Below are 18,995 nucleotides of genomic sequence, written 5' to 3'. Positions count from 1 at the left end.
TAGTAAGCAGGCAGTGATGTAATCCATCCGGAACTAACCTGATAAGGAGTGGCTGGTGAAAAAATTACTCTGCGTAACGGTGCTTGCCGTTTTGCCAATAACCACGCTGGCAGCGTCGGTGTTTACGCTGCAATCACAGGATTTCAGCGATAATGCGCTACTGGATAAAAAGTTTGCCGGTGCCAATAAAAGTAATCCTTCCTGCACCGGTGAGAATATCTCTCCCGAGCTTAACTGGTCTGCGATTCCGGCGGGTACCCGCAGTCTGGCTCTGCTGATGACCGATCCGGTCGGGGCCAAAGGGTTGGGCGTGACACATATGGTGGCCTATAACATTCCGGCCAGCCGTTCGTCGTTCGCGCAGGGTGCGCTGACAGAGGGCAAGGACTATACCGGCGGAAAAAATACCCCCGGGACACTGCACTATTACGGGCCTTGTCCACCGAAAGGCAGCGGCCTGCATCACTATAACTTTGTGCTGATCGCCACTGATTTGCCGGTGGGCCAGCTGAAGGCGGGGTTAACTCAGGCAGAGCTGGTGGCCCAGCTGAAAGGTCACGCCCTGGGCGCGGCCAGCACGGTCGGCCGCTTCAGCAACGAATAAGCATTGAGTTTTCAGAGGCAGCGACCTGTAGCCTGCCTCTGCGCGCAGCGGGTCAGTCGCCGCTGAACATCTCACGGATGCGCATCGCGATGTGATCGGTATGGGTCTCCAGCGCGAAGTGACCGCTATCCAGCAGCTCGACCACCGCCTGTGGATTATCGCGCTGCCAGGCCACGGCGCCGGGTGGAATAAAGAAAGGATCGTGTTTGCCCCAGATCACCAGCGTCGGGAGCTGCTGCTGGCGAAAGAATGCCTGAAATTCCGGGTAGCGTTTGAGATTGCTGGCGTAATCCAGGAACAGTGCCTGCTGAATATCTTTGTTTCCGGGACGCTCCATCAGCAGCGTGTCCAGCGTATAACTTTCCGGGGCGATCTGCTGCGGATCGCTGACCCCATGCAGATACTGCCATTTAACCCCTTCGGCTGTCAGGATGGCGTCGCGGATCACCTCACCGTTTTCCTCGCTGGGTTCCGCCCAGTATGCGCGAACCGGTGCCCAGGCGTCTCCCAGTCCCTCCAGATAGGCATTACCGTTTTGCGATATCAGCCCGCTGACGCGATCCGGATAGGCCAGCGCGAGCCTCAGGCCTGCAGGTGCGCCATAGTCGAAAACATACATTGCGTAGCGTTTCAGCCCGAGTGCATCGACAAAGGCAGTCAGCGTCTGACCCAACGCGTCGAAGGTCCAGGAGTAGCCACGCTCAGCGGGGACGTCAGTAAAACCAAAGCCGGGCAGGTCGGGCGCAATGAGATGGAATTTATCTGAGAGCAGCGGGATGAGGTTGCGGAACTGATGAGAAGATGTGGGGAAGCCGTGCAGCAGTAGCAATACCGGCAGTGATGGATCGCCCGCTTCACGATAGAAAACATTAATGCCGTCGGCCTGCTGATAACGATAAGAAACAGAATGTGTGTTCATGATATTTTCCTGTAACTTGTTAAATGATGTTTATAGGGTTACAAGGGCTTATTATGCAGCGATAATGTAACCTGTCAAATTGATATTTAGTGGTTACATCAGGACGTCTGTAACTACTCATCTGCTTTTTTATCGGTTACAGTGGTGTCAGAAGATTTCAACAATGAGGGCGACATCATGGCAGAAACGCAATCACACTCCGGCCAGGGGCCGTGGTTTCTGGCCGATCATCCGGCGCTGGATTTTATCAACACAGAAGCTATCGCAGAGGGGCGGCCACACGATTTCTGGCAAAGCGATCGGGATGTTGAAGCCTGGCTGCAACAGGCCGGACTGCTAACCGACGGATCTGCGCCGCAGTATGAGCCGGGCGCGCTGGTGCAGGCCGCACGTCAGTTACGTCAGATTGTTCGTGACGCTGTGCAGCAGCATAAAGCAGGTGAGAATGTGAGTACCGAGGCGCTGAATGTCTGGCTGGGCCAGGCGACGAGTCACCTGCAACTGAGCGTTGAGCCGGGTTCGCTGACTATCCGGCGCGTTTACGCCAGCCAGAACGTGAGGCAACGGCTGGGACAGGTTGCAGAACAGGCTGCAATGCTGCTCACGCAGGAAGACTTCAGCAGAGTCCGCGCCTGTGAACATCCCGACTGCACTCTGTGGTTTTACGATCGCACCAAAGCGCATCGCCGTCGCTGGTGCAGCATGGCGCTGTGTGGCAATCGGGCGAAAGTCGCACGGTTCAGGGCTGTCAAATCCAGGGCGGAGTGAGTTCCGGCGGCAGATAAAAAAAACACCCTGCAGAGCAGGGTGTCAGAAACGTTATTTAGCCGCGGTCGTGGCGGGCTTTTGCCGTTTACGCAGCTTATCAATCAGTCGATGCGCTTCCGCTTTAGTTGCTACCGCAGGTGAGGAGCCGGTCAGCGGCTGACGCGCCGTTTCACGTACCGTCAGAATGGTCACCAGGCCAATCACGCCTGCGCCCATCATGTAGTAAGCGGGCATCATGTTGTTTTTGGTGGTATCCACCAGCCACGCGGTAATTAGCGGTGTCGTACCGCCGAACAGTGAAACCGACAGGTTAAAGCCGATAGCCAGTGCGCTGTAACGAATATCCGTCGTAAACAAGGCTGGCAGCGTCGAAGGCATGGTGCCGCTGAAGCAGGTGTGTAGCACGCCCAGAATCAGCAGGCCGCCAAACACCGCCCACATGTTACCGGAACCAATCAGCATAAAGCTCGGAATGGCGAGCAGGATTAGGCCTACTGCACCAAAGCCAATCACCGGACGACGACCAATGCGATCGGTCCAGCGCCCCCACAGCAGCGTCAGCGGCATCATCACGAACATCGCCACCATCACCAGCAGCAGACCACTCAGCTCTGGCAGTCCCAGCACGCCAGTCAGGTAACTCGGCATATACGAGGTCAGCATGTAGTTAGAGACGTTGAACAGCAGCACCAGACCGATACATTTCAGCATAGGCGCACGATACTTGCTCAGCATCTGCATCAGCGTCAGGCGCGGTTTGCTCTGCTCCAGCGCTTCCTGCTTTTCCATGTGTTGCTGGAATGCCGGCGTCTCTTCCAGCTTCAGACGCACATAGAGGCCGAACAGACCCAGCGGCGCGGCAATAAAGAACGGCACACGCCAGCCCCAGGACATCATCGCCTCGTTCGACATCACGGTAGTCATCACCGTGACCAGGCTGGCACCCAGCAGATAACCGCCAATGGTACCGAACTCCAGGAAGCTGCCCATAAAGCCACGGCGTTTGTCGGTGGAATACTCCGCGATAAAGGTCGCTGCACCACCATATTCACCGCCTGTCGAGAAGCCCTGAATCAGGCGCGCGACCAGCAGCAGAATCGGGGCCATAATCCCTATCGACGAATAGGCCGGGATCAGCCCGATGCAGAATGTCCCGATCGACATCATAATCATCGTCATCGCCAGCACTTTCTGGCGGCCGATGCGGTCACCCAGCGGGCCAAACACCAGGCCGCCAATCGGACGCACCAGGAAGGCCGCCGCAAACGTACCAAAGGTGGCAATCAGCTGCACCGCGTTGTTGGCATCCGGGAAAAAAACTTTGCCGATGATGACGGCAAGATAGCTGTATACGCCAAAGTCGAACCATTCCATCGCGTTACCGAGTGCCGCTGCGCCAACTGCGCGTTTCAGCATGTCGTTATCGATGACGGTAATGTCGTCAACAGTCAGCTCTTTGGGCTTCCTGTTCCAGAAATGTTTCTTTGGGTGTTCAGATGATGTGTTTCTGGTGTTCATATTCTCCTCAGGTACTTCAATGAAGGAGTCTTATAGCTTTCGCAGCCGCAAATAATGTTCAGAAGAAACCGTGGAAATGAAAGCTATAAGAAGCCGAATAATTTGTAAGTGAAGCGGCAGAAATCGCAGCCGGTAAACCTTAGACTACGAATGTAAGGTTTTGCAAGTTTTCAGCCGAAATAACTGGCTTTGCTGGCAAAACCAGCACACTACACTTACTCACGCCTGCTTACGCTCATAAACATTTGGTCATATCCCGCGTTTGTGGCTCAGATGCTGTCTGGTTCTGATTTCATCAGCCACGCCTGCGCTCATTAATCAGTTTCAAGCCGTTAATACGATCCAGCGCCTGCAACAGCTGTTCCGTGCTGGCGGTCAGGCTGATGCGAATATAATCCCGCCCGGCGGGGCCGAATCCGTGACCCGGTGCCACCAGCAAATGACACACTCTCAGTAACAGGCTGGCGAACTGCTCGCCAGTAAAACCGGGTGGCGCAGGCAGCCAGAGGAAAAAGGTGCCCTGACGAGCGCGCACCGGCCAGTGCATCGCTGCCAGCCTGGCCAGCACCACGCGCCGCCGCTGGTGATAAGGATCAGCCAGACGACTAAGTTGCTCAGCAGAGAGCGACAGCGCGGTGATGGCGGCATCCTGCACCGCGCCAGACACCGTGCTATAGCTGTGAGTATGCAGTTTTTTAAAAGCCGCAATAATCGAGGCGTTTCCCACCGCAAAGCCCACACGCCAGCCTGCCATTAACGCGCTTTTCGACAGGGTGTAAATTTCCACCCCCCAATCTTTAGCATCGGGCTGGGTCAGCAGACTCAGCGGCTGCTCGTCCGACTCACTGCCCAGCGTGGCGTAAGCGAAGTCATGGATCAGCGGAATATGGTGCTGGCGGGCGAAAGCCAGCACAGCAGCGAACAGCGCAGGTGTCGCCAGTGCACCGGTGGGATTATGGGGATAGTTGAGCATAACCAGACCGGCGCGCGCGGCAATCTGCTCCGGCACCAGAGAAAAATCGGGCAGAAAAGCGTTGCGCGCCTCCAGCGGAATGCCATAAAAATCGGCACCAGCCTGGCGTGCTGCTGAGCGATAGATTGGATAACAGGGATCGGTGGAGATTAACACCTGGCCCGGGTTGAGCAGGGCGCGTGGAAAGCCATTAACGCCAATGTGTGCGCCCTGAAACAGGGCAACTTCGGTATCGGGGTCGAGTGTGACGCCATAGTGACGCTGGTAAAAGTCTGCGATAGCCTGACGCAGGGCAGGCTTGCCCCAGAAGGAGGGATACTCATGATTTTCCGGCCGTGCCGCGGCAGCCTGTAAGGAGTCGATGACCGCAGGTGGCGTGGGCTGGCGTGGGCTGCCCGATGAGAGATCGATAAGCGATAACTGTAATGCATCCAGTTCTGCTGCCTGCTTCTCAAGTAAGCTGAAAAGATTCTCTTCCAGCCCTGCGACCAAATCTGAAGTTGCAAACTCCGCCATAACCGTCCCGCAATAAAGAGTGTGAAGCGGAAAAGAATGACACAGTCAGGTTTCATTTCTTTAGCAGAAATAACGCTGAAGATTGCAGGTATCTGGATATTCAGCCTGTGACTATCGTTAGCATAAATAAGCCAAAGTCGTGGCCGGTTTTGCCTGTTCCTGATTGTAAGGGCTGTGATTAAATCAATCGCTCTCACAATAATGAATCAGGAAGGACTATGCGCATTACATCACGGGGAATTATTTTTTCACTGGCGGTTGTCTCGATTTTTATCTCTGCTGCGCAAGCCGCAGACCAGAAGAAAATACGCATTGGTTTTAATCCGGGTCCGTATAAAGAGCAGTTTGAAAAAGGCGTGGCGCCTCTGTTAATTAAGCAGGGATATAAGCTGGAATATAAAGACTTCAGTGATGGCATTCAGGTTAATGATGCTGTTCATCGCGGCACGATTGACGCCAATATCATGCAGCATCCGGTCTATCTGAAGTCGGTTAACGATCGGCTTGGCATCGATAACGTCGGTATTGTGCAGGTGCCGACCCCGCCAATGGGACTCTATTCTGAACGCGCAAAAACGCTGACTCAACCTGCGCCAGGCAGCACGGTCTCTGTGCCGAACCAGCCCTCAAATGAGTATCGGGCTGCGCTGTTACTTCAGATCATAGGCTGGCTTAAAATCAGCCCGGAGAGTGATGCCGCAACCTTCTCGCAGAAAAACATTACGGAGAACCCCTACAAAATTGTGCTGAAAGAAATGGATAATGCCCAGCAGGTGCGCGCACTGCCTGATGTGGATTATGGTGTTATTCAGGGTAACTTCGCGGTCTCCAGTGGGCTAAAACTCAATTCCGCGCTAAAACTGGAAGCACCAACCAGCCAGTTTATTAACGTGGTAACGGTAGCGGGTAAAAATAAGCAGGCTCAGTTTGCCCGAGACATTATTGCTGGCTATCACTCGCCGGAATTCAAAACGTATATCACCAGTAATGCGCAATATACGGGCTATCTGTTGCCAGACTATTTCAAATGAGTCAGGCGGCCATTGTGTTTCACCAGGTCAGCAAAATTTTTGCACGTAACGGGTCAGAAGTGCAGGCGCTGCAGGATATTAATCTGCACATCAATCAGGGCGATATTTTTGGCGTTATCGGCACCAGCGGTGCCGGAAAAAGTACGCTGCTGCGCCTGATTAATCATCTGGAAACGCCGACAACCGGAACGGTGGAGGTGCAGGGTGAAGCGTTACCGGGGATCAGCAAAAAGCGGTTAATTGAAGTTAAAAAGCAGATTGGGATGATCTTTCAGCACTTTAATCTGCTCAATGCCCGTACCGTATTTCATAACGTGGCCATTCCGCTGATATTGCAGGGGCGGAGTAAAGATTTTATCGCCACCCGCGTGGCGGAACTGCTGGCGTTTGTAAACCTCAGCGACAAAGCCAACAGTTACCCGGACGAACTCTCCGGCGGTCAGAAACAGCGGGTCGGGATTGCCCGTGCGCTGGCGACCAACCCTGCCATACTGCTGTGCGATGAGGCGACGTCGGCGCTGGATCCCCAGACCACGGTGCAGATTCTGCTGCTGTTACAGGAAATCAATCAGCGTTACGGCATCACCATTGTGCTGATCACTCACGAGATGTCGGTAGTGCAGAAAATCTGCAACCGGATGGCGGTGATGGCGCACGGGCGCATTGTTGAACAGGGCGATGTCCTGAGCCTATTCGCCGAACCGCAGCAGGCGGTGAGCGCCAGCTTTGTGCAGTCGGTCATTCACGATCGCCTGCCACAGCAGACGCTTGAATTACTCAGCGAGCATCCGGCAGCCGACGCCTTGCGGCTGGAGTTTGTCGGCAGCACGGCACAGCAACCGGTGATCAATCAGCTGATCCGCAATTATGAAGTAGAGGTGAATATTCTGTTCGCCAGCATGACGGAGGTGCAGCGCACCATTCTGGGTTTCATGATTGTGCAGATCAAAGGTGAACCCGCGCAGCGCGAGGCGGCGATTCAGTTTCTCATCGCGTCCGGAGTAAAAATCAGTGATGTCTGAACTCTTTGAAACGGCTGTAACCGGCGATCAGTTCATGACGGCGATGCAGGACACGCTGCTTATGGTGGGGCTGTCGCTGGGCTTTGGTTCGCTGCTGGGGCTGCCGCTGGGCATTATTCTGGTGGTCTGCCGTCCGGGCGGAATACAGCCGCAGCGTCTGGTGCATCAGTTGCTGAACCCTGTCGTAAATATCATCCGTTCGCTGCCGTTCATTATTCTGCTGATCACTATCCTGCCGCTGACGCGCCTGCTGGTGAACACGACGATTGGCACGGCGGGCGCCATTGTGCCGCTGGTGATCTTTATTGCGCCTTATATCTCGCGGCTGGTGGAAAGCGCGTTGCTGGAAGTTGACGAAGGCATTCTGGAGTCAGCCAACGCGATGGGGGCCACCACACTGCAGACTATCTGGTATTTCATGCTGCCGGAGGCCGCTTCTTCACTGGTGCTGGCGCTGACCACCGCCACCATCGGACTGCTGGGCGCAACGGCGATGGCGGGCACGGTGGGTGGTGGCGGCATCGGTGACCTCGCCATTACTTACGGTTATCAGCGCTTTGACGCCTTTGCCACGATTTCGACCGCGCTGGTTCTCATCATTTTTGTCCAGCTTCTGCAAACCCTGGGGACGCGTATTTCACGCCGTATCCGACGCGAGTAAACCATGAAGAAGAATGATTTAGCGGTAATGCACTGGGGCACCTATCACGTCACCACCGACGGCGATGCGCTGACTTCGGTCAGGCCGGTGGCGTGGGACCGTAATCCGTCCGCTATCGGGCAGTCGCTGCCGGGCGCAGTGCAGAGTGAAACCCGGGTCAGAAATCCGGCTGTCAGGCTCGGCTATCTGAACAACAGAAGCGCTTCACGCAGCGGACGCGGTAAAGAGCCGTTTGTTGAGGTCAGCTGGGAAGTGGCGCTGCAGCTGGTGGCGGAAGAACTGGCACGGGTGAAAACCGGGCATGGCAATGAAGCGATCTATGCCGGTTCATATGGCTGGTCCAGCGCCGGGCGATTCCATCATGCCCAGAGCCAGCTGCACCGCTTCTTTAACCACTATGGCGGCTACACCGCCAGCTCCAACACCTACAGTATTGCAGCCGGTGAACGTACGCTGCCACACATCATCGGCAATCTGGATGAGTTACAACGTCACCATACTCACTGGCCGGTGCTGGCAGCGCATTGCGAACTTTTTGTGGCGATTGGCGGATTGCCGCTGCGCAACGCGCAGGTTAATGGCGGTGGGGCTAATGATCATGCGCTGGCACACTGGCTGACCACACTGAGGCAGAATGGTACCCGCTTTATTAACATCAGTCCGGTCAGAAACGATCTCGCTGGGGTGGCGGATGCGGAGTGGCTGGCAATCAGGCCCGGCTCCGATACGGCGTTGTTGCTGGCCATCGGTCAGGTATTGATTGCGGAATCTCTGCATGACGCGGCCTTTGTAGCGCGCTACACCGTGGGTTTTGAAACCTGCGCGGCTTATCTGCAGGGTGAGCATGACGGTCTCGTCAAAACGCCCGAATGGGCCGCGCCGCTGACCGGGCTGGCAGCCGACCAGATTCGCGGGTTAGCACGGCAGATGGCGGCTCACAAAACGATGGTCAATATTGCCTGGTCAGTGCAGCGTGCGCGGCAGGGCGAGCAGGCGTTCTGGGCCACCGTCGCCATCACTGCGCTACTGGGGCAGATTGGCACGCCCGGCGGCGGACTGGGGTTTGGTTACGCCTCAACCAATCTGGCGGGTGCCGCCCGGCGACAGTTCTCCGGGCCCCGACTGCCTGCCGGCCATAACGCAGTGCAGCAGACTATCCCGGTAGCACGCATCGCTGACATGCTGCTTAATCCCGGCGGTCTCTATGCGTTTGACGGACAGCAGCTGGCCTATCCAGACATCCGGCTGGTCTACTGGGCGGGCGGCAACGTCTTCCATCATCATCAGGATATCAACAAGCTGATACGCGCATGGCAGCAGCCGGATACCGTGATTGTGCATGAGCAGTTCTGGACGGCGCAGGCCAGATTTGCCGATATCGTGCTGCCCGCCACCACCTCGCTGGAACGTGAGGATATCGGCAGCGCCAGCAACGACGGCTTCATTATTGCCATGCCACAGCATCTGCCGCCGGTTGGAGCGGCAAAATCGGATTACGCCATCTTTGCTGAGCTGGCGCAGCGGCTCGGTTTTGCTGATGTCTTTACTCAGGGGCGCGATGAGCGCCAGTGGCTTAAAGCCATCTACGAAGACTCCCGGCCACGCGCAGCGGCGCAGGGCATCGAACTACCGCCGTTTGAGACCTTCTGGTCACAGGGCGTGGTGGAATATCCCGCGCCTGACACACCGCAGATCCTGCTCAAGGCCTTTCGCGATAACCCGGAATTAGCCCCGCTCAGTACGCCATCGGGAAAAATCGAACTCTTTTCGCAGCGGGTGGCTGACTTTGGCTATGAAGAAGCGCCCGGTTTTGCCTTCTGGTATCAGCCGGAATATCAGGCTCAGCAGCAGGAGAAGCAGCAGTGGCCGTTGCATCTGCTCTCAAGCCAGCCGCGAACCCGGCTACACAGCCAGTACGATCATGGCCGGGTCAGCCGGGCCACTAAAATTGCCGGGCGCGAGCCGCTCTGGATGCACCCTGAGGATGCGGCTGCGCGCGGCATTGAGGAGAACAGCATCGTGAAAGTGTTTAACGGGCGCGGCGCGCTGCTGGCGGGCGTGCATCTGACGCAGGATATCCTGCCGGGGGTGGTACAGATGTCGACCGGGGCCTGGTATGACCCGCTCGAACAGCAGGAGGGCAAGCCGCTGGATAAACATGGCAACCCTAATGTGCTGACCCAGGATCGGGGCAGTTCACGACTGGGCCAAGGGTGCAGCGCACAGACCTGTTTTGTAGAGATCGCGCTTTATCACGAGACCCTGCCTGAAATCACTGCATGGTCGCCACCGGAATTTGTGATCCCGACCACAGAGTAATCTGCGGGCGGGGACTTCAGGGACGGTGGGATATTCCCATCCGCCGCATATCCATAGCAGGATTAGTTGGTAGTTAACGCATAACTGAAATGGCAAGGTAAAACCATTCTATGCCAACAGAGTGTTAATCATGAGTGCGTTAACCCCATCAGAATTGCCGGTCATTGATTTCGCATTATTGTCAGGTAATCAACAGCAGCAGCGACAGGTTCTGGATAAATTAAGCCAGGCCGCGCGTGATGTCGGTTTCTTCTACTTAATTAATCACGGTATCGACCGTGAATTACTGGATGAGGTTCAGCGGGTCGCGCGGACGTTTTTTGCTCTGCCGCAGGCAGATAAAACGGCGGTCGCGATGGCCAACTCACCGCATTTTCGTGGTTACAACCTGGCGGGCGTGGAAATCACCCGCAGCCAGCCCGACTATCGTGAGCAGTTCGATATTGGCGCAGAGCGCGAAGCGCTGCCTGTCACCGCCGATTCCCCAACCTGGCAACGGATGCAGGGGCCGAACCAGTGGCCTGAAGCCTTGCCTGAATTGCAAACGGTGGTGACCCGCTGGCAGCAGCAAATGACTGCCGTCGCGCTGGAACTGCTGCGCGCCTTTGCCGAAGCGCTGAACCTGCCACGTAATGCCTTCGATAATCTTTACGGCGACTACCCCAACGAACACATCAAACTGATCCGCTATCCGGGCCGCACCGAGGGTGAATCACGTCAGGGTGTAGGCGCACACAAAGATTCGGGTTTCCTGACCATGTTGTTGCAGGACGACCAGCCGGGCTTGCAGGTTGAAGTGACGCCGGACAACTGGATCGATGCCTCACCTTTGCCGGGCGCGTTTGTGGTTAACATTGGCGAACTGCTGGAGCTGGCGACCAACGGCTATCTGCGCGCGACGGTACACCGCGTGGTGTCACCGCAGCAGAACAATGAGCGGTTATCCATCGCCTTCTTCCTTGGCGCACAGCTCGACGCTGTCGTGCCAATCTATCAGCTTCCCCCGCAGATGGCTGAGCTGGCGCAGGGACCGAGCAGCGATCCCCTTAACCCGCTCCTGCGTGAAGTCGGCTGGAACTACCTCAAAGGCCGGCTGCGTTCGCATCCGGAAGTCGCCCAGCGTTTCTATCCCGAACACAACACCCACTAAAAACGACGACTGATAACGATAAGAGATAAATGATGATGATTAAAAAGCGCTTTCTGGTTCTGGCTGGTCTTTCGCTGCTGATTGCTCAAAGTTTACAGGCTGCACCGCTGCGCGTGGCGGCCGATCCGCTCCCACACGCGGAAATCCTTGAGTATGTCAAAACTCTGGATCCGAAACTGGATATCAAAATTGTTGAGCTGAGCGGGGGTGTGAATGCCAATGAACTGCTGGCATCCGGGGATGTCGATGCCAACTACTTCCAGCATCTGCCTTATTTAAAAGATCAGGAGAAAGCGTTGGGGAAAACCTTTGCCGTGGTCGCCAGTGTGCATATTGAGCCGCTGGGGATCTACTCGCGTAAGGTGAAATCGCTGGCGGCGTTGCCAGAGGGCGCGAGCATTGCCGTGCCGAACAACACCACCAACCTGAGCCGCGCACTGTGGCTGTTGCAGGACAAAGGCGTGATTAAACTCAACGCGCAGGGCGAGGCGGGTTCGACGCTGGTGACGCCGAAAGATATCAGTGAAAACCCGAAGAAAATTAAAATTGTTGAGATCGAATCACCACAGCTGCCACGGTCACTGGATGACGTTGATGCCGCCATTATCAACGGCAACTATGCACTGGAAGCGGGTCTGAATCCGGCGAAAGATGCGCTGGGGCTGGAGTCCGCGGCGCATAACCCTTACGCCAACCTGCTGGTGACCACGCCTGAACTGGCGAAAGATCCGCGAGTGATTCAGCTTGCGAAAGATCTGCGCTCGCCGCAGGTGGCGGAGTTCATCCGTAAAACCTATCAGGGCTCTGTGATTCCGGTCGCGGACCAGCAGCATGATTAAGCTCAGTCATCTCAGCAAACACTACGCTGGCACACCTGCGCCAGCGTTAGTCGATATCTCTCTGACCATTGAAGAGGGCACCATCTTTGGCATCCTGGGCCGGAGCGGGGCGGGCAAAAGTACGCTGCTGCGCTGCCTGAACCGGCTGGAGAGTCCCTCCAGCGGGCGGATTGAGATAGATGGTCAGGATCTCGCCACATTGAGCCTGGCGCAGCTGCGTCAGCAGCGCCAGCAGATGGGGATGATCTTCCAGCACTTCAATCTGCTGCATTCCCGTAACGTGCAGGACAATGTCGATCTGGCGCTGGAGATTGCCGGTGTGCCCAGGGTGGAGCGCCGCCAGCGGGTCACCTCGCTGCTGAAACTGGTGGGGCTGGAGTCCTTTGCGGCCGCCTGGCCGTCACAGCTCTCCGGTGGACAGAAACAGCGCGTCGGCATCGCCCGCGCGCTGGCCGCCCGACCGCGTTATTTGCTGTGCGATGAGGCGACCAGCGCGCTGGACCCCGAAACCACCACCTCGATTCTCGATCTGCTGGCCGATATTCAGCAGCAGCTCAATATCACAGTTGTGTTGATTACCCATGAAATGGCGGTAGTAAAGCGTATCTGTGACGGTGCGGCGCTGCTGGAGAATGGCCAGCTGGTCGAGAGCGGCACGCTGAGCCAGATTATGGGACGCGAAGAGGGACGCCTGCGCAAAATGCTGCTGAAGGATGGCGAAGCGGACCGTGCGTTTATTGAAAAATATCAGCGAGAGGCATTAACCCGATGCGTAGCATGAGTAGCGATCGGTTTAAGGAACTGCTGTTGAACGCCACAGGCGAAACGTTATATATGGTGCTGCTGGCGGCACTTTTTACGGTTGCGATAGGTTTACCGGTGGGCGTGCTGCTGTTCCTGACCCGTCCTCAGGGCATTCTGCCTAACCGCGCGATTTCACTGCTGCTTAATACGCTGGTCAATACCGGGCGCGCGCTGCCGTTTGTGGTGCTGCTGATCGCACTGATCCCTTTTACCCGCCTGCTGGTGGGCACCACCCTCGGCAGTACCGCCGCAATTGTACCGATTACGCTGGGCGCTTTTCCCTTCTTTGCCCGCATCGTGGAGAACGCGCTGGATGAGGTCGATCGCGGCCGTATTGAGGCGGTAGTCTCAATGGGTGGCACCCTGTGGCATATTGTCAGCCGCGTATTGCTGCCGGAAGCTCTCCCTGCGCTGGTGGCGGGCATTACCCTGACCATTGTGATGCTGATTGGCTTCTCTGCGATGGCGGGCGTGGTCGGCGGTGGCGGATTGGGCGATCTGGCAATTCGCTACGGCTATCAGCGCTTCGATAACCAGATTATGGCGGCCACCATCGTGGTGCTGCTGGCGCTGGTGATGCTGATTCAGAAACTCGGTGACCGCCTGGTACGTTCGCTGGCTTATCGGCGTTAAGGGGCAACGATGTTTCGTGTAATGTCGCCGAAAGGCTATCTGCAACGGTCAGGACTCCGGTCTGAAGTGGGGGAGATTATCCGGCCGCTGTCCTCACATGTTCATATTCTCACGTCGCCGCACGCCTGGCAGGCGGTCAATCCGGCACTGAGCATCAGTCTGGAACAGGCGGGTATACGCTGGCAGCTCGACATTCTAAGTGGTGAGTGTACCAATGCGGCGATTTCGGCCCTGCAACAGCGGGTGCAGGCAGAGGGCGCAACCCTGATACTGGCAGTGGGCGGTGGGCGGGTGCTGGATTGTGCCAAAGCGGTCAACGATGCCCTGCCGGATGTGCGGCTGGTCAACTTCGCCACGCTGGCCGCCACCTGCGCGGCCTGGTCTCCGCTGGCAATTATCTATAACGAGCAGGGCGGGCATCTTCGCAGTCAGCCCCTTAACGCCATGCCGGAATGGATTCTGGTGGACAGCGAAGTGATTGCCCGCAGCGACGTTCGCTACCTGCGATCAGGTATTGTTGACGCGCTGGCAAAATGGTTTGAGTTTGAACCTTATCAGCGACAGATGCCGCACCGGATGGCGCTGGATCTTAAAGTCGCCGCCGCCTGGCAGGCGGTGACGGTGCTGAAACAGTGGGGTGAAACGGCGGTGGCCGATAACCTTGCGCAGCAGGTGACCGCGGCGCTGGAGAAGGTGATTGAAGCCAATATTGTGCTGGCGGGGCTGGCGAACAGTATTCAGGACGCAATGGCGACGCCCGGCTTTGCCCATGTTATCCACGACCGTCTGACGCACCAGCCGGAGTTGCATCACTGGCTGCACGGCGAAAAGGTCGGTTTCAGCCTGCTAATCCAGTCCTGGATTGAACAGCAGGGCAAACAGGTCGAGCCGGAACTGATGTCGCTGCTGCGCCGTTTCCACTCGCCCCTGACGCTACCCGCCACTATCGACGCCAACACCATGCGTCAAATCGCGCAGCAAATCCACTTTCCCGCCGCCAGCCTGGCGCATCTTCCGTTTACGTTCGGCCCTCATCAACTGGAGCAGGCTCTGCTGGCGACGGCTGCGTTTAAACCGTAAATGCGGTTAGTCAGAAGAACAGACATTGTCGCTTGCTAACCTACCAATAGTAACTTACCTTTAGTAGCTTAATGGCTAATCAGGTAAGGTGACAACGATGCATGCATTAATAGTGACTTCCCATCCTAATAAGGATGCGCATTCCCATCACGTGGCGGACCAGCTGGCGCAGGGCATAATCTCGACAGGGCACCATACGGTTGAAAAGGCCGATCTGGCGGCAGAAGGGTTTGATCCGCGCTTCACGCTCGATGATCATCGACGTTTCAACGGTCAGGCTATGGCATCGCCCGAAGTGCTGGCGGAACAGCAGCGACTAAACCGCGCCGATGCGCTGGTGCTGGTCTATCCGATTTACTGGTGGTCATTCCCGGCACAGCTCAAAGGCTGGATCGACAGGGTGTTTATCCAGGACTGGGCCTTCAGCGAACAGGATGGCCGGATAATTAAACGCCTGGGCCATCTGCCTGTTCATCTGCTGGCGATTGGCGCGGCGGATACCCGAACCTTTCTGCGGCGCGGCTATTTCACCAGCATGCGTAATCAGATTGAAAACGGCATCTTTGACTATTGCGGTGCGCCGGTGGTGACCAGTGAGCTGTTACTGATCGGCGATGAAGGTTATCCTGAGTCGCACTATCAGCTGGCGCAGGCTTTGGGCCAGCGTCTGTTCGCCCATCAGGAAAAACATGACCGTTGAAAAAACATCCCGTAAGCGTCTGTCACGCGAGGCCCGACGCAGGCAGTTGTCAGACGTTGCGTGGCAGATAATACAGACGGAAGGCAGCGAGGCGCTGACGCTGGCACGGGTCGGCGACGCTGCGGGAGTCAGTAAACCGGTGGTGTATGACCATTTCACCACCCGTCATGGGCTGCTGGCGGCGTTGTATGACGATTTTGATCGCCGCCAGGGAGAGCGGATGAATGCGGCGATGGATGCCGCGCCGATGCAATTACCACATAAAGCGGACGTGCTCGCGGCCTGTTATGTCGATTGTGTGATGACGGAGGGGCGCGAAATCCCGGAACTGCTGTCCGCGCTCAGTACCTCACCGGAACTGGCCGACGTCAAACGCCATTATCAGCTCGATTTTATCGCCCGCTGTCAGCGCTGGCTTGCGCCTTTTGCTGGCAGTAATGGTATTGCGGAAGCCGGCATGTGGGGCCTGCTGGGGGGCGCGGATGCCATCGCAGGCGCGGTGGCACGTGGCGATATCAGCAAGCCGGAAGGTCAGCAGGCGATAGCGGCTATGGTGATGGCGCTGGTGGCGGGCAGTCTGACGTCAGAAGCGGATTAGGATAAAAAAGGCGGTCCGCAGGCCGCCGAATCATTCAACCACACCAGGCGTTGTGTAAGCAGTGGCAACGTACAATGATGATCGTTTAGCCTTTTACCCCGCCCACGGTTAATCCGCTTACCAGCCAGCGCTGTGCCAGCAGAAACACCAGGGTGACAAGTCCTTAGTGCCTGGTTCATCAGGCTATTAATCGAATTTCATCCGCGAGGCTTTCAGGTTAATCACCGCCAGCGCACCCACCAGCAAGAAGATCAGCGTGGCAATCGCCACTGCCAGACTAAAGCCCTGCCCGCCTCACCCGACTGGAAAGTGCGGCCCAGCAGCACCTGTTGCGCCCGCTTAAAGGTAAGATGGTTACTACTGCTGATACAGCTTGATACCCTGAATGAGCTGAACAGCCACGGCGCCCGCCGCGTTCTACTGGAGATCAACAAATATCACCGTTACAAGTTCGCCCATTTGGATGAAGGCTTTGTTAGCGCGTTGCTTAACCATCCTGACGTGCCGGAACTGATCCGCATCAGCCCGCTGACGCAGCGCGAATGGCAGGTGCTGGGGTTGATCTATTCAGGCTACAGTAACGATCAGATCGCCGGTGAGCTGGCGGTGGCGTCTGCCACGATCAAAACCCCTATCCGCAATCTCTATCAGAAGCTGGGCTTGTCACATCGCAGTGAAGTGATGAATCAGATGCAGTCGCTGCTGAAAATGATGGGGTATGTCTGAGGGTATTGCGGGCATGGGTTAATTGCGGAATATCGCTGGCGCGATGGATTATCAGCATCACGTTTATTCTGGCGTCTTTATCCAGTCTGCATCTTAAAACAAACCGCTGAGCGGATTGCTGCACCAGATGAGAGACGTGATTACCCACCAGAAGTAGCCGGTGAAATGAGTTAATCCTCTGCCGGTCGTTTCTGTCAAAAGCCGTTACGACCGAAGACTATTGCGGGAATAAGCCTGTCTGAAAATATAAGCAGAAAGATATATAGCTAAACAAATTCTGTGTGCAAGCGTAACCCGCGCTATGTTAATATTTGTTCGCTTATTTAGCTCTCCTGCCGTGCGTAGTATTACTGGAACGCAGTATGACCGATAAATACCACCTTCATCATGACGTCGATGTGCTGCTTCTGCTGCGCCACATCTGCCAGATCGCCTTAACGCTGTTTATTCTGCTGAGTCTTCATCCTTCTGTTGCGCTGGCCGGGATAAAGGATAACAAGGCTAATCGTATCGTCAGTGGCATCATCAGTTTTACCCACTGGCAAAATTTAAATAAACCGCCTGAATTATGTGTTTTTACTTCAGCACGCCATCTCTCTTTGCCGGAAAACAGCACCGCTGCAGCAGCGATGTTTACCGTTGTCTATCTTGCGGGTGCAGGTGAATTAGCGTCGCATCGCTGCGATGCCCTTTATTTCGGCGATCAGACACCGCAGCAGCAGGTGGGCATTATTGAGCAGCTGAAGGGAAGAGCGGTGCTTACCCTGGCAGAGAACAATGCGGAATGCACCGTGGGTGCCGCTTTTTGCCTGATTTTTCAACCGGACCATACGCACTTTTCCGTTAATCTCGATTCACTTACCAGAAGCGGTGTCAGAGTGAATCCGGATGTGCTTTTGCTCTCCCGCGAGGGGAGTGAATGAAATGAGATTCGATAAACTAAAGCACGAGAAATCATCCATCCGCAATAAACTGCGGAAAATAAGCACTATCAATTCGGCGGTGATATTGCTGTTGTGCTGGTTGTTGCTCTCATCGACGTCGCTGCTTTTTATTAAAAATTATGAGAAACGAAACCTCGAATTAATCGGCTCAACGCTAAGTACCACGCTCACCGCGGCAACCGTTTTTGCCGACAGCTATGATGCGCGTAATAAAATCGAACGGTTTGGCAATGAGGGCATGTATGACTCTGCAAAGCTGGTTACCCGCGATAACATCGTTATGGCTAAGTGGAATGCACCGCGGGAACAGACGGGCTGGTTTTCACGGTTGCTGCGTGAGTGGATTTACCTCAAACCGCTTAACGTCGATATCACTCATGCTGACGTAGTTGTCGGCACCCTGACGCTGGAAGGCACCGTGACCGGCGCGGTGAGTTTCCTTCAATACTCATTCATGATCCTCTCTGTCGGGATGCTCTGCGTCCTGATTATTTCACTGATGCTGAGTGAATTTCTGCATCGGGGTATTATTGCGTCGCTCCGCATCATTACCAGTTCGATTCACTACGTGATTCTTTCGGGTGATTTTTCCCTGCGTATTCCGGGTGGCCCGAACAGAGAATTTCAGCTCTTTTCCGATGATCTGAACTCCCTGCTGATGGAGATGCAGTCACTCAAGGCGTCGCTGCTTCGTGACAATCGCTCGCTGGCAGCTAAAGCGCTGTCCGATCCGCTGACCGGTCTTGCCAACCGCAGCGCCTTCTCTGCTCGCCTGACTCAGCGCCTTGACCAGCCACATGAGCACGAACGCTTTGCGCTGCTGTTTCTCGATGGCGATCGCTTCAAAAGCATCAATGATAACTGGGGTCATGCCGCCGGAGATGAGGTATTAAAAGCGATAGGTTCGCGTCTTTTATCGCTGGCGACTGAACAGGATTTAGTCGCGCGTTTAGGTGGGGATGAATTTGCCATGCTGGTCAGCAGCCGGACAAGTGAGGCGCAATTACAGCAGCTTATACAGCGCATTAATGACACCATCGGTGAACACATTCTTATTGCAGAGGGCATGCCGGTTACGACCTCGGTGACCATTGGCTACGCGTGGTCACAGCCTGGTGATGCGGTTGAATCGATCCTCGAACGTGCCGATATGAATATGTATAAAAATAAGCGAAAAAATAGGGCGTAAA

At 55.8% G+C, this 18,995-nt stretch carries 18 protein-coding genes and 3 pseudogenes; 16 read left to right on the top strand and 5 right to left on the bottom strand.

Annotation, left to right across the window (positions count from 1 at the left end; all coding sequences use genetic code 11):
* Positions 1 to 55: 55 nt before the first annotated feature.
* Positions 56 to 604 carry a YbhB/YbcL family Raf kinase inhibitor-like protein gene (locus tag QSK07_RS13760; RefSeq protein WP_285721512.1) on the top strand — a complete coding sequence of 183 codons (549 nt, stop codon included), beginning with the start codon at positions 56 to 58 and terminating at the stop codon, positions 602 to 604.
* Between the two features lie 52 nt (positions 605 to 656).
* Here QSK07_RS13760 and QSK07_RS13755 read toward each other — a convergent pair whose 3' ends face one another.
* The gene (locus QSK07_RS13755; protein ID WP_285721513.1) at positions 657 to 1,523 is read right to left on the bottom strand and encodes an alpha/beta fold hydrolase; all 867 of its coding nucleotides are present in this window, start codon (positions 1,521 to 1,523) and stop codon (positions 657 to 659) included.
* Between the two features lie 177 nt (positions 1,524 to 1,700).
* Between QSK07_RS13755 and QSK07_RS13750 the strand changes: the two genes are divergently transcribed.
* A complete protein-coding gene (locus QSK07_RS13750; protein WP_285721514.1) occupies positions 1,701 to 2,291 on the top strand; it encodes a CGNR zinc finger domain-containing protein in 591 nt (196 codons plus the stop codon).
* 51 nt (positions 2,292 to 2,342) lie between these two features.
* Here QSK07_RS13750 and proP read toward each other — a convergent pair whose 3' ends face one another.
* Both proP and QSK07_RS13740 read right to left on the bottom strand, forming a co-directional pair.
* On the bottom strand, positions 2,343 to 3,809 hold the full coding sequence (proP, locus tag QSK07_RS13745; RefSeq protein WP_285721515.1) for a glycine betaine/L-proline transporter ProP: 1,467 nt from the start codon (positions 3,807 to 3,809) through the stop codon (positions 2,343 to 2,345).
* 295 nt (positions 3,810 to 4,104) lie between these two features.
* On the bottom strand, positions 4,105 to 5,298 hold the full coding sequence (locus QSK07_RS13740) for an aminotransferase class I/II-fold pyridoxal phosphate-dependent enzyme (protein WP_285721516.1): 1,194 nt from the start codon (positions 5,296 to 5,298) through the stop codon (positions 4,105 to 4,107).
* A 218-nt stretch (positions 5,299 to 5,516) separates the two neighbouring features.
* Here QSK07_RS13740 and QSK07_RS13735 point away from each other — a divergent pair, with 218 nt between their 5' ends.
* From QSK07_RS13735 to QSK07_RS13685, 11 genes are all read left to right on the top strand, one after another.
* Complete coding sequence (locus QSK07_RS13735; protein WP_285721517.1) at positions 5,517 to 6,329, top strand: MetQ/NlpA family ABC transporter substrate-binding protein; 813 nt, start codon at positions 5,517 to 5,519, stop codon at positions 6,327 to 6,329.
* On the top strand, positions 6,326 to 7,351 hold the full coding sequence (locus QSK07_RS13730) for a methionine ABC transporter ATP-binding protein (protein WP_285721518.1): 1,026 nt from the start codon (positions 6,326 to 6,328) through the stop codon (positions 7,349 to 7,351). The genes QSK07_RS13735 and QSK07_RS13730 overlap by 4 nt, the downstream gene beginning before the upstream one ends.
* Positions 7,344 to 8,012, top strand: a complete 669-nt coding sequence (locus tag QSK07_RS13725; RefSeq protein WP_285721519.1) for a methionine ABC transporter permease — start codon at positions 7,344 to 7,346, stop codon at positions 8,010 to 8,012. Before QSK07_RS13730 ends, QSK07_RS13725 begins: the two co-directional genes overlap by 8 nt.
* 3 nt (positions 8,013 to 8,015) lie before the next feature.
* Complete coding sequence (locus QSK07_RS13720; RefSeq protein ID WP_285721520.1) at positions 8,016 to 10,331, top strand: molybdopterin-dependent oxidoreductase; 2,316 nt, start codon at positions 8,016 to 8,018, stop codon at positions 10,329 to 10,331.
* Positions 10,332 to 10,461: 130 nt separating this feature from the next.
* Complete coding sequence (locus QSK07_RS13715) at positions 10,462 to 11,481, top strand: isopenicillin N synthase family dioxygenase (protein ID WP_285721521.1); 1,020 nt, start codon at positions 10,462 to 10,464, stop codon at positions 11,479 to 11,481.
* 35 nt (positions 11,482 to 11,516) lie between these two features.
* Complete coding sequence (locus tag QSK07_RS13710; RefSeq protein ID WP_033785173.1) at positions 11,517 to 12,320, top strand: MetQ/NlpA family ABC transporter substrate-binding protein; 804 nt, start codon at positions 11,517 to 11,519, stop codon at positions 12,318 to 12,320.
* A complete protein-coding gene (locus tag QSK07_RS13705) occupies positions 12,313 to 13,101 on the top strand; it encodes a methionine ABC transporter ATP-binding protein (protein ID WP_098050176.1) in 789 nt (262 codons plus the stop codon). Before QSK07_RS13710 ends, QSK07_RS13705 begins: the two co-directional genes overlap by 8 nt.
* The gene (locus tag QSK07_RS13700; RefSeq protein ID WP_285721522.1) at positions 13,089 to 13,757 is read left to right on the top strand and encodes a methionine ABC transporter permease; all 669 of its coding nucleotides are present in this window, start codon (positions 13,089 to 13,091) and stop codon (positions 13,755 to 13,757) included. The genes QSK07_RS13705 and QSK07_RS13700 overlap by 13 nt, the downstream gene beginning before the upstream one ends.
* Before the next feature lie 9 nt (positions 13,758 to 13,766).
* Positions 13,767 to 14,837: an iron-containing alcohol dehydrogenase family protein gene (locus tag QSK07_RS13695; protein ID WP_285721523.1), complete on the top strand. Its 1,071-nt coding sequence runs from the start codon at positions 13,767 to 13,769 to the stop codon at positions 14,835 to 14,837.
* A gap of 97 nt (positions 14,838 to 14,934) precedes the next feature.
* Entirely contained in the window at positions 14,935 to 15,537 is a 603-nt protein-coding gene (locus tag QSK07_RS13690) for an NAD(P)H-dependent oxidoreductase (protein ID WP_285721524.1), read from the top strand.
* Positions 15,527 to 16,135: a TetR/AcrR family transcriptional regulator gene (locus tag QSK07_RS13685; RefSeq protein ID WP_285721525.1), complete on the top strand. Its 609-nt coding sequence runs from the start codon at positions 15,527 to 15,529 to the stop codon at positions 16,133 to 16,135. Before QSK07_RS13690 ends, QSK07_RS13685 begins: the two co-directional genes overlap by 11 nt.
* An 85-nt stretch (positions 16,136 to 16,220) precedes the next feature.
* Here QSK07_RS13685 and QSK07_RS13680 read toward each other — a convergent pair.
* Positions 16,221 to 16,292 (bottom strand): annotated as a pseudogene (locus QSK07_RS13680) (hypothetical protein); the annotation flags it as partial.
* Positions 16,293 to 16,321: 29 nt separating this feature from the next.
* Positions 16,322 to 16,429: pseudogene (locus QSK07_RS13675) on the bottom strand (hypothetical protein); the annotation flags it as partial.
* Positions 16,430 to 16,498: 69 nt separating this feature from the next.
* Between QSK07_RS13675 and QSK07_RS13670 the strand changes: the two are divergent.
* The 3 genes and pseudogenes from QSK07_RS13670 to dgcN form a co-directional block, all read left to right on the top strand.
* Positions 16,499 to 16,861 (top strand): annotated as a pseudogene (locus tag QSK07_RS13670) (LuxR C-terminal-related transcriptional regulator); the annotation flags it as partial.
* Positions 16,862 to 17,223: 362 nt separating this feature from the next.
* Positions 17,224 to 17,784, top strand: coding sequence for a regulatory sequestration protein YfiR (gene yfiR / locus QSK07_RS13665; protein ID WP_285721526.1), 561 nt, complete (start codon positions 17,224 to 17,226; stop codon positions 17,782 to 17,784).
* Between the two features lies 1 nt (position 17,785).
* Positions 17,786 to 18,994 carry a diguanylate cyclase DgcN/YfiN gene (dgcN, locus tag QSK07_RS13660; protein ID WP_275221750.1) on the top strand — a complete coding sequence of 403 codons (1,209 nt, stop codon included), beginning with the start codon at positions 17,786 to 17,788 and terminating at the stop codon, positions 18,992 to 18,994.
* The last annotated feature ends 1 nt before the right edge of the window (position 18,995 follow it).

This window comes from Pantoea sp. QMID4, assembly GCF_030270445.1.
GTDB classification, from domain to species: domain Bacteria; phylum Pseudomonadota; class Gammaproteobacteria; order Enterobacterales; family Enterobacteriaceae; genus Pantoea; species Pantoea vagans.
Note: the sequence above shows the minus strand (reverse complement) of the source record. Positions and strands in the feature narration are given on the sequence as shown.

What these genes read in the sequence shown, in the direction of transcription:
- QSK07_RS13755 (WP_285721513.1), bottom strand. Translation starts at nt 1,523, where the DNA reads ATGAACACACATTCTGTTTCTTATCGTTATCAGCAGGCCGACGGCATT.
- QSK07_RS13750 (WP_285721514.1), top strand. Translation starts at nt 1,701, where the DNA reads ATGGCAGAAACGCAATCACACTCCGGCCAGGGGCCGTGGTTTCTGGCC.
- proP (WP_285721515.1), bottom strand. Translation starts at nt 3,809, where the DNA reads ATGAACACCAGAAACACATCATCTGAACACCCAAAGAAACATTTCTGG.
- QSK07_RS13740 (WP_285721516.1), bottom strand. Translation starts at nt 5,298, where the DNA reads ATGGCGGAGTTTGCAACTTCAGATTTGGTCGCAGGGCTGGAAGAGAAT.
- QSK07_RS13735 (WP_285721517.1), top strand. Translation starts at nt 5,517, where the DNA reads ATGCGCATTACATCACGGGGAATTATTTTTTCACTGGCGGTTGTCTCG.
- QSK07_RS13730 (WP_285721518.1), top strand. Translation starts at nt 6,326, where the DNA reads ATGAGTCAGGCGGCCATTGTGTTTCACCAGGTCAGCAAAATTTTTGCA.
- QSK07_RS13725 (WP_285721519.1), top strand. Translation starts at nt 7,344, where the DNA reads ATGTCTGAACTCTTTGAAACGGCTGTAACCGGCGATCAGTTCATGACG.
- QSK07_RS13720 (WP_285721520.1), top strand. Translation starts at nt 8,016, where the DNA reads ATGAAGAAGAATGATTTAGCGGTAATGCACTGGGGCACCTATCACGTC.
- QSK07_RS13715 (WP_285721521.1), top strand. Translation starts at nt 10,462, where the DNA reads ATGAGTGCGTTAACCCCATCAGAATTGCCGGTCATTGATTTCGCATTA.
- QSK07_RS13710 (WP_033785173.1), top strand. Translation starts at nt 11,517, where the DNA reads ATGATTAAAAAGCGCTTTCTGGTTCTGGCTGGTCTTTCGCTGCTGATT.
- QSK07_RS13705 (WP_098050176.1), top strand. Translation starts at nt 12,313, where the DNA reads ATGATTAAGCTCAGTCATCTCAGCAAACACTACGCTGGCACACCTGCG.
- QSK07_RS13700 (WP_285721522.1), top strand. Translation starts at nt 13,089, where the DNA reads ATGCGTAGCATGAGTAGCGATCGGTTTAAGGAACTGCTGTTGAACGCC.
- QSK07_RS13695 (WP_285721523.1), top strand. Translation starts at nt 13,767, where the DNA reads ATGTTTCGTGTAATGTCGCCGAAAGGCTATCTGCAACGGTCAGGACTC.
- QSK07_RS13690 (WP_285721524.1), top strand. Translation starts at nt 14,935, where the DNA reads ATGCATGCATTAATAGTGACTTCCCATCCTAATAAGGATGCGCATTCC.
- QSK07_RS13685 (WP_285721525.1), top strand. Translation starts at nt 15,527, where the DNA reads ATGACCGTTGAAAAAACATCCCGTAAGCGTCTGTCACGCGAGGCCCGA.
- yfiR (WP_285721526.1), top strand. Translation starts at nt 17,224, where the DNA reads ATGACCGATAAATACCACCTTCATCATGACGTCGATGTGCTGCTTCTG.
- dgcN (WP_275221750.1), top strand. Translation starts at nt 17,786, where the DNA reads ATGAGATTCGATAAACTAAAGCACGAGAAATCATCCATCCGCAATAAA.